Here is a 15,871-nt window from a genome sequence, read left to right on the forward strand (position 1 = left end):
TCATTTCTGTTTTTTTTGTTTACGGACAATTCAAAATCAGAAAAAATTATGCCACGAATTTACACAAATTAAGGATTGAAATTTTTTGCAACGAAATAATGCCACAGATTAAAGGATTAAAATGATTTAGTGCTGCACCATCAACAAATAATTCGAGAAAATTAGTGCAATTCGCGGCAAAAAAATCAGTGCAAATCCTTTGAATCTGTGGCAAAAAAATAAATACACTAACTGATTTAAGATGTTATGAAAAACACCAAGCTCCAAGCCTTTATACCGTTATTTTATCTAGTATGGTCCGATGATCTTTTGACCCAAAAAGAGTTTGCCACTTTAAAAGAATTTATAGTTGGAAAAACAGGAATTTCGCCCGAAGACCAAGAGTATCTTTTGTCTAAAATTGATATTTCAAATCCGCCTTCGCGAAATGAATTGGAACAATGGAAATCAGATATAGCGAAAACCATTCAAAATAAACCTTCAATTAAAACCATTTTTGAACTTGCCGGAGCGCTTTCAGAAAAGGATTCTGCGATCTATGTAGTAGAGGCTGATTTTTTAAAATTAGAAAATGACCTTGGAATTTTAGGAGAAGAAGTAATTCAGAACTTTAAAACCAGAACAGGTTCTTTTACCGCCAGTTCTCAAACCACTTCTAATTTTGATATCCAAAAAATAACAACACTTCTGGATGGTAAAGAAGCGGCAATCATAAAAAAAGTAAAATCGATTATTTCAAAACGCGAATTTGCTTATGAAACTTCGACCGATATCAATGTCTATCGTCAAACCGTATACAATTGGTGCAAAATTTTAGCCGATGAAAATCTCGGAAATATGGCCTATCCAAAACAATATGGAGGAGGAGAAAACATAGCCGACTATTTTGCCATAATGGAAACACTCAGTTATCACGATTTGAGTCTCGTAATTAAGTTTGGAGTCCAATTTGGACTTTGGGGGATGAGTGTTCAGTCGCTGGGAACAGAGAAACATTACGCAAAATATTTAAAAGATATCGGTTCCTTAAAGCTTCCGGGCTGTTTTGCCATGACCGAAACACATCACGGTTCCAATGTTAAAGGACTTGAAACTACAGCAACTTACCAGCATAACAATCAAACTTTTATCATTCATACACCAAACAAAAATGCTCAAAAAGAATATATTGGTAACGCTGCAGTTCACGGTCAAATGGCAACAGTTTTCGCTAAACTGATTATTGGCGATCATGATTATGGTGTAAATGCTTTTATAGTTCCTTTACGTGACACAAACGGAAATACCTTAAAAGGAGTTACCATCGGAGATTGCGGGCACAAAATGGGACTGAATGGTGTCGATAACGGAACAATTAGTTTTGATCAGGTTGAAATTCCAAAAGAAAATATGCTCGATCGTTTTGCTTCTGTAAATGACAAAGGCGAATTTGAAAGTCCTATTCCAAGTGATAATAGACGTTTTTTTACGATGTTAGGAACCTTGGTCGGAGGGCGAATTGGTATTCCACGTTCGGCTTTGGCTGCTGCTAAATCGGGGCTTACGATTGCAATTCGCTATAGCGATCAACGCCGACAATTTGGACCTGAAGGCGGTTCTGAAGTGCCGATTCTGAATTACCGTATGCACCAACGCAGGTTATTGCCTCCTTTAGCCAAAACATACGCCGTGCATTTTGCTTTGCAATACCTGACCAGTCGTTTTCTGAACCGAACCGAATCGGAAATGCAAGAAATAGAAGCTTTGGCAGCGGGAATGAAATCCTATTCGACTTGGAGCACCAGAGATATTTTGCAGGAATGCCGCGAAGCTTGCGGTGGAAAAGGTTATTTATCTGAAAACAGAATCAACGCCTTAAAAAACGATACCGAAATTTACACCACTTTTGAAGGAGATAACACGGTCTTAATGCAATTGGTAGCTAAAAACCGTTTGTCTGAATTCAGAAAGGCATTTGGCGAAATGGGTTCTTTAGGAATCATCAATTATGTGTATGAAAATGCAAAATCAGCCATTGCCGAGAAAAATCCGATCGCAACCCGTAAAACAGATGAGGAGCATTTATTGGATGGAGCCTTTCATTTGTTGGCCTTTCAGCACAGAGAAAAAACAATTCTGGCATCGGCAGCAAAAAGAATCAAAAAACTGGTTGAAGAAGGCTTAGAAGCTTATGATGCTTTTAATGTCGTACAACATCAAATGATAGATGTAGCGCAAGCCTATTTGGAACGAGTAGTTTTGGAGCAATTTCAAACAGCGATTCAAACGGTAGAAGATGAAAATTCTAAAGCTATCCTGATAAAACTAAATCAATTGTATGCACTTTCGCAAATTGAAAAAAATAAAGCCTGGTATCTTGAAGACGGTTATATGGAAGCAGTAAAAACGAAAGCAATTCGTAAAATGGTCAATCAGCTTTGTTGGGATATTCGTCCCGATGCTGTTGCTCTGGTAAATGCTTTTGATATTCCCGAGAGCTGTCTGGCTGCGCCAATTGCAGTAAAAAAGTAATTAATTAGAAGTACATTTCGATGCTATTTTTTTGAATATCTAATAGGTGTTTTTTGAATAGCCGTTGGTCTAACCAACGAATTAAAAAAAGCTAATGATTTGAATTTTAGTCCAATATCAGAAAGTTAAGGATCGTCAAAAAAAGCCTCACGCAGATTTTAGCGGATTGAAATAAAAAAATCCGCAAAATCCGCAAAATCTGCGTGAAAAAATCTCTTAACTTAATAACATTGAGCTTTAGCCAAAACGCTAGACTTACGTTTTTTTGGCTAAAGCCTATCAACCCAAAGATGCACGACCGTTGGTTAAAACCAACGGCAATTCAAATCCGGATAGGCTATTTATAATGCAGAAGATTAATTTTTGCAAGATTAAATGGTAATGATGCGAGCTCTAACCCAATGTCAGAAAGTTAAGAATTATCAAAAAAACCTCACGCAGATTTTAGCGGATTGAAATAAAAAAAATCTGCAAAATCCGCAAAATCTGCGTGAAAAAATCTCACAGGTCAAATTACAAATGGAATGTAGTGAAAAACAGATTCCAATATAATGGTTTTCTTTAGGTTTGTCACTCTAAAATTTTGATGTTTGTCACTCTTTTAATTTATCCTTTTGTACTATCACTTTACTTATATTTGTAATTCTGTTTTATCTTTTATTAGTTTGAAAAAATATTTACTGTTTGTTTTCACCCTTCTCATTTGTTTTCCGACCTACTCATCGGATAGTACAGCTACTATTTTGAATAAACTGAATGATGCTCTGAAAAAGAAGCAGTATTACGTTAAACTTAAGGAAGAACGAATTCTGAACTTCAAAAAAATTAAGTCAGCTGATTTAACCAAAGAACAGGAGTACAATTATAATAAAGCCTTGTATGCAGAGTACCAGAAATTCAATTCAGATTCGGCTATTTTTTATGTGAAAAAGAATCTGAAAATAGCGGCTGAACTTCAAAATAAAGAACTTTCCGATTTGGCCAACCTGCAATTGGTATCGCTTTATTCCTCTTCCGGAAAATACCGTGAATCGGAAGGAATTTTAAAAAGTATCGACAAAAGAAAATTGTCGGTGCCGTTGCTTCCGACCTATTACATTGCATATCGCGAGTTTTTTGAACATTATGCAGCCAACAGTTACAACAAAAGATACATAGAACAAATACAGCAGTACCGGGACTCTTTGCTGACTGTTTTAGATCCGAACTCTTTAAATTATAAGATTAACAAAATTCAACAGGAGATTTACCAAAAAAAATATGCTGTTGCCCAAAAGAAATTAGTTGATCTATTGCAAGATCAAAAAGAAGATAACCCTCAGTATGCTATGATTGCGTATCTTTTGGGGAGTATTTATGAAGGAACACATCAATTAGAATTAAGAAAAAAATACTACGCTCTTTCGGCTACCTCAGACATAAAAAATGCAAATAAAGACAATGCATCCCTTCAGGAATTGGCATTGGTTTTTTATGAAGTAGGGGATGTAGATATGGCGTACAAGCTGACGCAATCAGCTATTGAAGATGCCTTGTATTGCAATGTGCAGTTTCGTACCCTTTTGATGTCAGAAGTATATTCGATAATCAATACGGTTTATTTAGAAAGAGAGGCCAAGAGAAAAACAGAACTGCAACTTTATCTTTTATGCATCAGTTTACTCTCGGTATTTTTGATTATCGCGGTGATTTATGTGTACAAACAAATGAAAAAAGTATCCAAAATCCGTGGAGAACTTTATGAAAGCGGTCAGAAATTAGCCGAATTAAACAAAGATATTACCGAAACCAACAATCAGTTGCAGGAACGTAATGCACAATTATCAGAATCAAATCATATTAAAGAAGAATATATTGCGCACTTTTTTAGTCTTTGTTCTACTTACATCAACAAATTGGAGAATTATCGAATCATTTTGAATAAAAAAGCTACGGCCAAACAATTTGATGAGATCTATAAAATGCTAAAATCAACTACATTGGTTGATACAGAATTGGAGGAATTATACAAAAACTTCGATAGTATTTTCTTAAACCTCTACCCAACCTTCGTAAAAGATTTTAATGAACTGCTTATTAAAGAGGAGCAGATTGTTTTAAAACAAGGAGAATTACTCAATACAGAACTTAGAATTTTTGCCTTAATCCGTCTTGGGATTACCGACAGTGTAAAAATTGCTGCTTTCCTGCGTTACTCTTTAAGCACGATTTATAATTACCGCACCAGAGCCCGAAATAAAGCCGCTGTTTCGCGAAATGATTTCGAAGAAATGGTCATGAAAATCGGTTTAATTTCCTTGAAAGCCTAAGGATTTATTTTAAAAGCACTACTTTTTTTTGGCTTATTAACTTGTTAACTTGTTGTTTGTTAGTATTTTAATTTTTTAAATCACTACTTTTTTTCGTTTAGAAATGTAACGTTTACTATAACGTTTTAGCTTTACAATAGTATTAAAAGACACTTTTTAAAAGAATGCGTTGGGTGTAATGGTGTCACATACTATCTTATCACATAGAAAGATAAATTTAGAATTGACCATCTAAGACGCTTCAAGAAAATCACAATTTTTCCAAACAGCCTTATGCGATTTATTCGGAATAAAATGTCTATTTTAAGCTTAGTAAGTCTATGCCTTGATGTGTTAAAACAACAATAACCGGCAGACCAAAAGAGCCTCCTGACCAAAGTAAATGCTTTAATAAATTAATAATTATGTTTAAAAACGTTAAGACAATTGTTGTTTTAGTTTTATGGAGTTCATTAGGACTTCAAGCGCAAAATAAAGTTCCGGTTTATCTGGATGATAAAAAGCCGATTCAGGAACGCGTAGAAGATGCGCTTCTGCGAATGACTACCGACGAGAAAATTGCCATGATTCATGCCCAGTCTAAGTTTAGTTCGCCCGGCGTTCCTCGTTTAGGAATTCCTGAAAACTGGATGACAGACGGACCACACGGAATTCGTACAGAGGTTTTATGGGACGAGTGGGATCAGGCCGGCTGGACAAATGACTCCTGTATTGCTTTTCCTGCACTTACCGCTCTTTCAGCTACCTGGAATAAGGAATTAGCTGCATTATACGGGAAATCAATTGGAGAAGAAGCCCGTTTCCGCAATAAAAATGTATTGTTAGGTCCAGGTGTAAACATCTACAGAACGCCATTAAACGGTCGTAACTTCGAATATATGGGTGAAGATCCTTTTCTGACTTCAAAAATGGTAGTTCCTTATATCAAAGGAGTTCAGTCTAATGGAGTTGCGGCCTGTGTCAAACATTTCGCCTTAAACAATCAGGAGACCAACCGTAATGCTGTAAACGTAATTGTTGATGATCGTGCTTTGTATGAAATTTATTTACCCGCTTTTAAAGCTGCCGTTCAAGAAGGTGATGCCTGGGCGATAATGGGTTCTTACAATAAATACAAAGGACAATTCTGCTGTCATAATGAGTTTTTATTGAATGATATTCTTCGTGGTGAATGGGGTTTCAAAGGCGTTGTAATTTCCGATTGGGGAGGAGTTCATGATACCAAACAAGCCATTCACAATGGTTTGGACATGGAGTTCGGCTCGTGGACAAACGGACTTTCGTGGGGAACAAGTAATGCTTACGACAACTATTATTTAGGAAAACCTTACTCAAACATGATCAAAAATGGCGAAGTAGGAACTAAAGAACTAGATGATAAAGTACGTCGTATTTTACGTTTGTCTTTCTTAACCACTATGAATAAAGAAAGACCTTTCGGCTCTTTCGGAACAAAAGAACATGCAGATGCCGGGTTAAAAATCGCCGAAGAAGGAATTGTATTACTTCAAAACAAAAATAATGTTTTGCCAATCGATCTTTCTAAAACCAAAAAAATTGCGGTAATCGGAGAAAATGCGATCAAAATGATGACCGTTGGCGGGGGAAGTTCTTCGCTTAAAGCGAAATACGAAGTTTTACCTTTAGACGGTTTGAAGAAAAGAGTAGGTTCACAAGCCGAAATTGTATACGCCCGTGGTTATGTGGGAGACCCAACCAGTAAGTACAACGGCGTAGTTGCAAAAGTTAGCTTAGAGGACAAACGTTCCCAAGAAGAGTTGACTGCCGAAGCCTTGAAGGTGGCAAAAGACGCCGATATTGTATTGTTTTTTGGAGGTTTGAACAAAAGTGATCATCAGGATGCAGAAGGACATGATCGAACAGAACTAGGACTTCCGTACCATCAGGATCAATTGATTTCTGAATTGCTTAAAGTAAATAAAAAAATCGTTTTTATAAATATTTCAGGTAATGCTGTAGCGATGCCGTGGGTAAAAGAAGTTCCCGGAATTGTTCAGGGATGGTTTTTAGGTACCGAGGCCGGAAATGCTTTGGCAGCTGTTTTAGTAGGAGATGTAAATCCTTCGGGGAAACTGACTTTTACTTTTCCGGTAAAATTATCGGATAATGGTGCTCATGCTTTAGGAGAATTTCCGGGTGGCGATGAGGTAATCTATAAAGAAAGCATTTTTGTCGGATACCGTTGGGCAGACAAGCAAAAAGCAAAACCCTTATTTGCTTTCGGACATGGTTTAAGCTACACTACTTTTGAATATGGGAAAGTGACAGCCGACAAAAAACAAATGACAGCCGGAGATCAGATCACGTTTTCCGTAAAAGTAAAAAATACAGGAAGCAGAGAAGGATCTGAAGTCGTTCAGCTCTATATCAGTGATTTGAAATCGTCTTTGCCTCGTCCGATTAAGGAATTGAAAGGTTTCGAGAAAATTTCGCTTAAAGGGGGAGAAGAGAAAACAATAACGTTTACAGTAGATAAAACGGCTTTAAGCTTTTTTGATGATAAAAAACACGACTGGGTGGCTGAACCAGGAGCTTTCGAAGCTATAATTGGAGCCTCGGCAGTGGATATAAAATCTAAAGTGAGTTTCTCGCTTCAATAATTTCTATTAATTTCTAAACTTTGGTTGGTTTGTAAAGCTGCAATGGTAAAAAGTTGCAGCTTTTTTTTAATCGACTACTTGTGGGAATGTGAGATGTTGAATGTGAAATAGGAAAGGTTTTATTTAAAATAATAATAATTTAAAAAGTACAGCATGAAACGAATAGTATTACTGACAGGAGTTTTTCTTTTGTTGCAAAATCTTTCTGCGCAAAGTCTTAACAAAATGCAATGGTTTAATGAACCCGAAAAATGGGAAATTAAGAATAATGCTTTGCTAATGAATGTTACGGCCAATAGTGATTACTGGCGTATTTCGCATTACGGATTTACGGTAGACGATGCCCCGTTTTATTATGCGAATTATGGTGGGGAATTTGAGGCAAAAGTAAAACTTACCGGAGATTATAAAGCCCGTTTTGACCAAATGGGATTAATGATTCGCGTTGATGAAAAAAACTACATCAAAACCGGAGTTGAATTTGTGGACGGAAAGTTTAATATCAGCACCGTTGTAACGCATGATAAAAGCGATTGGAGTGTTACAACTTTAGACAAAGCACTACCCTTTGTTTGGATAAAAGTAGTACGCCGTTTAGACGCGATTGAAGTGTTTTTCTCGTACGACGATAAAACCTATACCATGACCCGAAATGCACCGCTACAAGACAATACACCTGTGATGGTAGGCTTGATGGCAGCATCTCCTGACGGAAAAGGTTTTGAAGCTAAATTTGAAAATTTTACGGTAAAACAGCTGCCGGATCAGCGTAGGACGGAATGGCTTAACAGGCAAAATTCTAATAAATAAGAGGTTAAAATTCAAATTCCAAATTCCAAATTCCAAAATCCAAATTCCGAATGGGTTTTGTTTTACTTTTGGATGTGGAATTTTAACGCGAAACTTTGTTTCGTTCTGATTGTTTAAATTATTGAGATGTTTTTTGGGTTACAAAACGATGTCTTGATGCGTTAAAAAGATAAAATCGCTCTACTTGAAATTTTTAGTATTTTAGATTAAACCAAAACTAACCTTTTAACCACCAAAATATTTTATGAGTTCAGATTCATCAGTTATCAAACCCAAAAAGCATTACGAGATTCTTGACGGATTGCGCGGTGTTGCGGCAATTTTAGTAGTTGCTTTTCACATTTTTGAAACTTTCTCAGGCGGGAATCGTTTTATACAAATGATCAATCACGGTTATCTGGCTGTGGATTTCTTTTTTCTTTTATCGGGTTTTGTCGTTGCTTATGCGTACGACGATCGCTGGGAAAAGATGACTCAATGGGAGTTTTACAAACGACGTTTAATTCGTTTGCAACCTATGGTCATTATGGGAATGATCATTGGAGCCGCATTGTATTATTTTCAGGCTTCAGATGTTTTATTTCCGCAAATTGCAACTATGCCGGTTTGGAAACTGATTCTGGTGATGTTTGTTGGATTTACCTTAATTCCGTTGACACCATCAGCAGAAATTAGAGGTTGGGGCGAAATGCATCCGCTCAACGGGCCGGCCTGGTCTTTGTTTTTTGAATATATTGCCAATATACTCTACGCGGTACTCTTTCGCAGATTTTCAAATAAAGTGATGACACTATTTGTTGTGATATTTGCCGGAATGTTTATCAATTATACTGTTTTTGGACCAAAAGGGGATGTGATTGGTGGCTGGTCTTTAAACCTGGAACAAATGAATATTGGTTTTACCCGCTTATTGTATCCGTTTTTTGCCGGAGTTTTACTTTCCCGTTTGGGAAAATTAATTCACATAAAAGGAGCATTCTGGATCTGTAGTTTGTTGATCACGATAGTATTAGCCATCCCAAGAATTGGAGACGAAAATACTTTATGGATGAATGGGATCTATGAATCCGTTTGTGTTATTTTATTATTTCCTTTAATTGTCTCTATTGGAGCCGGAGGAGAGTTAAAAAATCCGTTTTCATTGAAAATCTGTAAACTTTTGGGTGCTATTTCATACCCGATTTACATTACACATTATCCGCTTATTTATTGGTATACAGCTTGGGTTGTAGATAATAAAGTTGCTTTAAAAAACGGTTATATGTTGGGAATCGGAGTTTTGATTGCCAGTATCGTATTGGCTTATGCCTGTTTGAAATTATACGATGAACCGGTTAGGAATTGGTTGCAGAAGAAATTTCAAAAAAGGAGTGTGCCTGTTTTATAAAAGATAAAAGTTTCATTTGTGATTTTGTTAGTTACAGATAAGTAGAAAGATAAAATCTAAGTTTTACCCATTTCCTACAAGGTCATTTTTGACCTTGTAGGTATAAATTAGAGTTATTAATTATTAAAAACCTACAAGGTCAAAAAAGACCTTGCAGGAGTATATAAAATGCTGTAATTAACTGTAAAATAGATAGTAGAAAGAAAAATTATTCTAAAATCAAATCGTCATAGAGAAGGTAGTAAGCTACAACTAAACCTTGCTACCCTTGCACAAATCCTTGCGTACCTTGTCTTTACTTTGTGATTAAATAAAGTAAAGGTTTGCAAAGATTTTCTTTTTCACGCAGATTTAGCAGATTAGGCTGATCTATTCACCTCTTAAAAAATCTGTTCAATCTGCTAAATCTGCGTGAAAAAAAATTAGATGTGAAATTAAAAAGGAGTCATACTGCTATAATTAAACTTTGCGTACCTTGCGGTTAAAATTGCCGCAATAAATTCGGAAAATAAATTACTCCAAAACCAATTGTCCTAAAGCTTCTTTACTAAAACCTTTCAATTGATCTGTTTTTCCTGCTTTGATTTTCGCCACCCAATTCGGGTCAGATAAAAGAGGTCTTCCAACCGCAACCAAATCAAAATCGCCTCTATCGAAACGTCTGTTTAATTCTTCTAATGAAGTTGGTTGAGAACTTTCGCCGGCAAAAGCACCAAAGAAATCTCCCGATAATCCAACAGAACCTACTGTAATGGTTGGTTTACCTGTAATTTTCTTAGCCCAACCCGCAAAGTTCAAATCAGAATTTTCAAACTCAGGTTCCCAGAAACGGCGTTGTGAACAGTGTAAGATATCTACACCGGCATCCACAAGAGGAGTAAGCCAGGCTTCCATTTCCTGAGGGTTTTTGGCCAGTTTATAATTGTAATCAGAAGGTTTAAATTGAGAAAATCTCATTATAACTGCGAAATCTTCTCCAACTTGCTTTCTGATTTCTTTAATTACTTCTATAGCAAAACGGTTGCGTTCCGGCAATGTTTTTCCACCATAACCATCGGTACGCAAATTGGTTTCGGCTCTAAAGAACTGATCGATTAAATAACCGTGAGCGCCGTGAATTTCGATAGTATCAAAACCTAATCTTTTGGCATCTGCAGCGGCTTTTCCAAAAGCGATTATTGTATCCTCAATATCTTTTTCAGACATTGCATTTCCGTTACTAAAATCAGGTCGGTTTAATCCTGATGGTCCTTCAAAAGGAGTAGGAGGAACCCATCCCGAATGGTGGTTGTCCATAATTCCCATATGCCAGATTTGAGGCCCCATTTGTCCTCCGGCTGCATGAACTTCATCGATGACCTTTTTCCAGCCTTGCAGCGCTTCATCCCCATGAAAACGAGGTACATTGGCATCATTTGAGGAAGAAGCTCTGTTTATTACAGTTCCTTCAGACAATATTAATCCAACTTCGCCTTCCGCTCTTTTTTGGTAGTAAGAAGCTACGTCGTTAGTTGGGATTCCGTTAGGCGAAAAAGAGCGCGTCATTGGCGCCATTACGATTCTATTTTTAAGACTTAAAGTTTTTAAGTGAAAGGGAGTAAATAAACTATTTGTACTCATAGTAATTTATAAATTAGATTTAATTATTTTACTGAGTGCTTCAAAGGCACCTTCGTTGCGTTTGTAGTATGTCCATTGTCCAACGCGTTTAGATTCGATAAAACCGGCACGTTGCAAAATCGACAAATATTCAGAAACTGTTGATTGCGTCAGGCCTGCCTTGGCTTGTATCTGCCCAACACAAACGCCATGTTCAAATCCTGCAGTGATTTGGCCCGGGAAGTTTATTTCAGGTTCTTTCAACCATTCCAGCATTTGTAATCTGGATTTATTAGACAATGCCTTGAATATTTCGATATGTTCCATGCAACAAAGATATCGACTTTTCCCGATATATCTGTTTAACGAAAAATATTTAGCATAACTTTAAGATGGAGCAGGGGGATATTAGAAGCTTAAATTTTGAAGGAGGTATTGAAATATTTCAGGAAGTCATTATATTTGTTTTGTTTTAGGTCTTTTATTGTTATTCCCGGCAAACCGCCAGAATACAGGTTTTTTGACTTACTTTGAGGTGAATTTATCACGCAGATTTAGCAGATTTATTTGGATTATTTTGACAATAGAATAAGAGAACAGATAGATAAGTGAGCGTTCCAATAATAAAGTTTAGTTTAAATGAACTTATATAACTTATATGGTTAAAAATTTCACACCCAGAAATGCAAAATAGCTAATTCTTTCACTAAGCCAATTAGTATGGAATACGAAAGATTTTGAATTAAAAATGATACAAAAGAAGATAGTCCCAAATTTATCTGATAAACACAATTACCTATGAAAAAAAACTACTTTATTTTAGCCTTCGTATTCTTTGCTCTAATCCATGTCAATGCACAAGTTGTTGGAACTGATGTAGGAGATATTGCACCCGAAATTGACCTTCCGGACACCAAAGGAACGACAATCGCACTTTCGTCTTTAAGAGGCGGATTGGTTTTAGTTGACTTTTGGGCAACCTGGTGTGGACCATGTCTAAAAGAACAACCGGAATTACTAAAGCTTTATAATACGTATCCGGATAAACTTTCTATCTATGGTGTTTCTTTAGACAATAAAAAAGCGAATTGGGTGGCAATGGTTGCGAAATTAAAACAACCTTGGTCTCAGGTTAGCGACATAAGGTACTGGAGCTCTCCTGTTGTGGGTGATTATATGATTCAGGCTTTACCATTTAATGTTTTACTGGATAAAAACGGAGTCGTATTAGCGAAGAACATCCACGGAAATGCATTGAATGAAATGGTCAAAAGCCTGGTAACAACACAATAGTGGTGAAAATTCCAAATCTCAAATTCCAAATTCCAAATTCCAATTTTAACGTATAAGATTGGAATTTGGAATTTGGAATTTGAGATTTGGAATTTAATTAATCGTTCGGTGTTTTTTTGACCCCTCCAAAATTGGTTTTCAGCATTTCTCTGATTTGAAACTGTGTTTTACTTCGGGTACTGTTTTTCCATTCCTGAAAATCAAGAATATGAATCTGGCTGGCGTACGGGTTGGTAACAAAGGCAAGCCTTGAAATCGAGTACTTATAGGATTTTAGTTCATTAGACACATGGCGGTCTGGAACAATGATAAGTATGGTTTCCCATTGGAGGAAATCTTTAGGGATATCTTCTCTTTCATTTAGTCCAAGCGACTCAAAAAAAGCAACTATTTTTTCATCATTCAGCGTATTAATCTTCTGATCGATGCTTTTCAGGGTGCTATGAAACGTGTCTACATCTTTTATAACACTCATAATTCATACAATTTATCTATTTGTAAGTAAAATTAAGTTAATTGAATAAGATTTGACAAATAAGGGCAGATAGAATGATTCTAAATTTTTTAAAACCCAATAATTATAGATGGAACTTGAAGAATACTAGTGATTTAAGGGGGTTAAATCCCAATTCTCAAATTCCAATTCTCAAATTCCAAATTCCAAATTCCAAATTCCAAATCAAAAAACCAAATCCCAAAATCTACAATCTAAAATCTTTTCACCTTTCCAAGAAGCAAATATCTGTTTGAATTTCATAACTTTGACGCATGAAGGAAACCCTTATTTCTGAAACTGTTGATTTTGCTGCTTCCGACTTGAAACTGAAGGGATTTAAGGTGTATGAGGTGGGGAGCGATTGTAGTGCCATACCCATTTATAATCGAAGAGATTTTTACAAGATCTGTATTACTACCGGTCAGAATATCATACAATATGCCGACAGAGGGATTGAAACCGACGGAACTATTTTGTTTTTCGGGAATCCGCATATTCCTTATTCTTGGGAAGTATTGTCTCCTTCTTATCATGGTTTTGCCTGTGTTTTTACAGAGGAGTTTCTAAAGGTAAACGATCGTTCAGAAAGTCTTCATGAATGTCCGTTGTTTAAAATCAGCGGAACTCCGATTTTTTATTTATCGGCTGAACAAAAGGTATTTGTAACGTCTCTTTTTCAGAAAATGATTGAAGAACAGGATACGGATTATGTTTTTAAAGACGACTTAATCCGAAATTATATCAATCTGATTATTCATGAATCCATGAAAATGCAGCCTTCGGAAAATTTCTATAAACATAAAAATGCGTCTTCCAGAATAACGGCTTTATTTTTAGAACTTTTAGAAAGACAATTTCCGATTGAGACTAAAAACCAGCCGCTTATCTTAAAGACACCGCAAGATTATGCACAAAATTTGGCTGTTCACGTAAATCATTTAAATCGTTCAGTAAAGGAAATCACGGGAAAACCTACCACAGCCCATATTACAGAACGAATTATCAGTGAGGCAAAAGCATTACTGCAACACACCGATTGGAGTATTGCAGATATCGGATATTCGTTGGGATTTGAATACCCGAGTTACTTCAATAATTATTTTAAAAGACTTACTGGAACGATTCCGAAATCACTTAGGGGGTAAATTGTTTGATATTCTTAATTTTTTGTTTGATTTTTATTATTCGGAGTAACTTTACTAAAGTAAATTTGTGTTCGATTAATCGTAATACTCATTTACAAGTCCTTAGTGGTCGGTTAAAGCGCAGTTTTCAATAACGGATTGCTTTTTAATAATAACACCGCGGATAAATCGGGACTGAAGAGTGACAGACCAGCATCCAATAGTTTTTGAATATTTAAAAAGAAACCCTTTAATACCTAATTTATGTCAACAAAATATAGTACCGTCACGGAAGAAGGAAAAGTTTCCAATATTTATATGACTGGTGATGTTTCTTATAAAAAACAAACCAGCGCTATTCACCCAAGAAATACAATGATAAAAGATGTTGCTTTTGAACCGGGTTCAAGATCCAACTGGCATATCAATTCAAGTTTGCAGTTGTTTATAGCTACAGCCGGAGTTGGTTATTATCAGGAAAGGGGTAAAAGAATACAAACGATTCAGAAAGGTCAGGTCATTACCGTATTGCCCGGAGTAGAGCATTGGTACGGTGCAACGCCGAATAGCCGATATTCTCATATCACAATTATCACAGAAATTGATAAAGGTAAAGGAGTCTGGTTAGCAAGTGTAACCGACGAAGAATACAATAGTTTTGAATAAAGTTTCTAAGGCACTAAGTTTCTAAGAAAAAACAGCAAACGTTAAACTTAGAAACTTAGCATCTCAGTACCTTAGAAACTTATCTTATTTTTTATCTAAACCTTGTTTAAGCATTTTGGCATGCTCCAAATGTACCGTTAAACCGGCAATACTTTTAGATGCCCAAAGTTTTGAGTCTGGTTAGCAAGTGTAACCGACGAAGAATACAATAGTTTTGAATAAAGTTTCTAAGTTTCTAAGTTTCTAAGAAAAAACAGCAAACGTTAAACTTAGAAACTTAGCATCTTAGTACCTTAGAAACTTACCTTATTTTTTATCTAAACCTTGTTTAAGCATTTTGGCATGCTCCAAATGTACCGTTAAACCGGCAATACTTTTAGAAGCCCAAAGTTTTATGTCTTGATCTTTTGCACTCTCAGAGGCTTTTCGTAGTTCATTAATTGCTTTTTCATGACCATCGATCATCATATCTGCGAATTTTTTATCAAAATCAACACCAGATTTTTCGTTTAATTTATTGTATGCTTCCTGACCCTCTTCGGTTAAAGAAGTTGGAATAGTGAAGTTTTTGGTTTTCGCCAAAGCGCTTACTTCAGAAGCAGATTTGGTATGTTGGTCAACAAGCATTTTTCCCAGTTTTTTTACTTCTGCATTGGTACTTTTGGTTTGAGCCAGTTTTCCGATTTCAATTTCAGCCAAATTTACCTCCGTAATATCTACTAAAAATTCGGAGTCATCCTGTTTATCTTCAATGGAGTCAAATTTGGCCTCATTTGTATCTTCAGCGGCCTCTTTAGGGTCTTCTTGTTTCGGTTCGTTTTTGCAGGAATTTAGAAATATCAGGATTAATCCCGCGCCAAAAATTACTTTTACTGCCAGTGCTAACTTTTTCATAATGGTATGTTTTAAATGTTATACTGTAAAACTATTCAGAATCTTAAAAAATATCTTACAGCATTTATAGATAATGTTACAGGATTTCTCTTTTTAGTAGTTTTATGGATCAATCGTATAAAAGCAGGAGTTATGCTTTCAATGTTAATTATGAAAAAAGA

12 protein-coding genes are annotated in these 15,871 nt (G+C 36.0%); 8 read left to right on the forward strand and 4 right to left on the reverse strand.

Features of this window, described 5'->3' with window-relative positions; genetic code table 11:
- Positions 1-246 precede the first annotated feature (246 nt).
- The 5 genes from AB674_RS10585 (at position 247) to AB674_RS10605 (ending at position 9,638) form a co-directional block, all read left to right on the forward strand.
- Entirely contained in the window at positions 247-2,511 is a 2,265-nt protein-coding gene (locus tag AB674_RS10585; RefSeq protein ID WP_047776421.1) for an acyl-CoA dehydrogenase, read from the forward strand.
- 665 nt (positions 2,512-3,176) lie between these two features.
- The gene (locus tag AB674_RS10590) at positions 3,177-4,820 is read left to right on the forward strand and encodes a DUF6377 domain-containing protein (RefSeq protein ID WP_047776423.1); all 1,644 of its coding nucleotides are present in this window, start codon (positions 3,177-3,179) and stop codon (positions 4,818-4,820) included.
- A gap of 404 nt (positions 4,821-5,224) precedes the next feature.
- The gene (locus AB674_RS10595) at positions 5,225-7,441 is read left to right on the forward strand and encodes a glycoside hydrolase family 3 C-terminal domain-containing protein (RefSeq protein WP_047776424.1); all 2,217 of its coding nucleotides are present in this window, start codon (positions 5,225-5,227) and stop codon (positions 7,439-7,441) included.
- A 153-nt stretch (positions 7,442-7,594) separates the two neighbouring features.
- The gene (locus AB674_RS10600) at positions 7,595-8,251 is read left to right on the forward strand and encodes a DUF1349 domain-containing protein (RefSeq protein ID WP_047776426.1); all 657 of its coding nucleotides are present in this window, start codon (positions 7,595-7,597) and stop codon (positions 8,249-8,251) included.
- Positions 8,252-8,495: 244 nt separating this feature from the next.
- Positions 8,496-9,638 (forward strand): acyltransferase family protein, encoded by a 1,143-nt coding sequence (locus tag AB674_RS10605; protein WP_047776427.1) that lies wholly within the window; start codon positions 8,496-8,498, stop codon positions 9,636-9,638.
- Positions 9,639-10,151: 513 nt separating this feature from the next.
- Here AB674_RS10605 and AB674_RS10610 read toward each other — a convergent pair.
- Positions 10,152-11,258 carry an NADH:flavin oxidoreductase gene (locus AB674_RS10610; protein ID WP_047776429.1) on the reverse strand — a complete coding sequence of 369 codons (1,107 nt, stop codon included), beginning with the start codon at positions 11,256-11,258 and terminating at the stop codon, positions 10,152-10,154.
- 6 nt (positions 11,259-11,264) lie between these two features.
- Positions 11,265-11,564, reverse strand: coding sequence for an ArsR/SmtB family transcription factor (locus AB674_RS10615; RefSeq protein WP_047776431.1), 300 nt, complete (start codon positions 11,562-11,564; stop codon positions 11,265-11,267).
- A gap of 471 nt (positions 11,565-12,035) precedes the next feature.
- On the opposite strand from AB674_RS10615, the gene AB674_RS10620 reads away from it, so the two are divergent.
- Positions 12,036-12,530, forward strand: coding sequence for a TlpA family protein disulfide reductase (locus tag AB674_RS10620; protein ID WP_047776432.1), 495 nt, complete (start codon positions 12,036-12,038; stop codon positions 12,528-12,530).
- A gap of 97 nt (positions 12,531-12,627) precedes the next feature.
- On the opposite strand, the gene AB674_RS10625 is transcribed toward AB674_RS10620, so the two are convergent.
- Positions 12,628-13,005, reverse strand: coding sequence for a hypothetical protein (locus AB674_RS10625; RefSeq protein ID WP_047776433.1), 378 nt, complete (start codon positions 13,003-13,005; stop codon positions 12,628-12,630).
- 293 nt (positions 13,006-13,298) lie between these two features.
- Here AB674_RS10625 and AB674_RS10630 point away from each other — a divergent pair, with 293 nt between their 5' ends.
- Positions 13,299-14,171, forward strand: coding sequence for a helix-turn-helix domain-containing protein (locus tag AB674_RS10630; RefSeq protein ID WP_047776435.1), 873 nt, complete (start codon positions 13,299-13,301; stop codon positions 14,169-14,171).
- Between the two features lie 243 nt (positions 14,172-14,414).
- Positions 14,415-14,816: a cupin domain-containing protein gene (locus tag AB674_RS10635; protein ID WP_047776436.1), complete on the forward strand. Its 402-nt coding sequence runs from the start codon at positions 14,415-14,417 to the stop codon at positions 14,814-14,816.
- A 306-nt stretch (positions 14,817-15,122) separates the two neighbouring features.
- On the opposite strand, the gene AB674_RS10640 is transcribed toward AB674_RS10635, so the two are convergent.
- The gene (locus tag AB674_RS10640; protein WP_047776438.1) at positions 15,123-15,710 is read right to left on the reverse strand and encodes a DUF4142 domain-containing protein; all 588 of its coding nucleotides are present in this window, start codon (positions 15,708-15,710) and stop codon (positions 15,123-15,125) included.
- Positions 15,711-15,871: the final 161 nt, after the last annotated feature.

This window comes from Flavobacterium sp. ABG (assembly GCF_001027725.1).
GTDB classification, from domain to species: Bacteria; Bacteroidota; Bacteroidia; order Flavobacteriales; family Flavobacteriaceae; genus Flavobacterium; species Flavobacterium cupriresistens.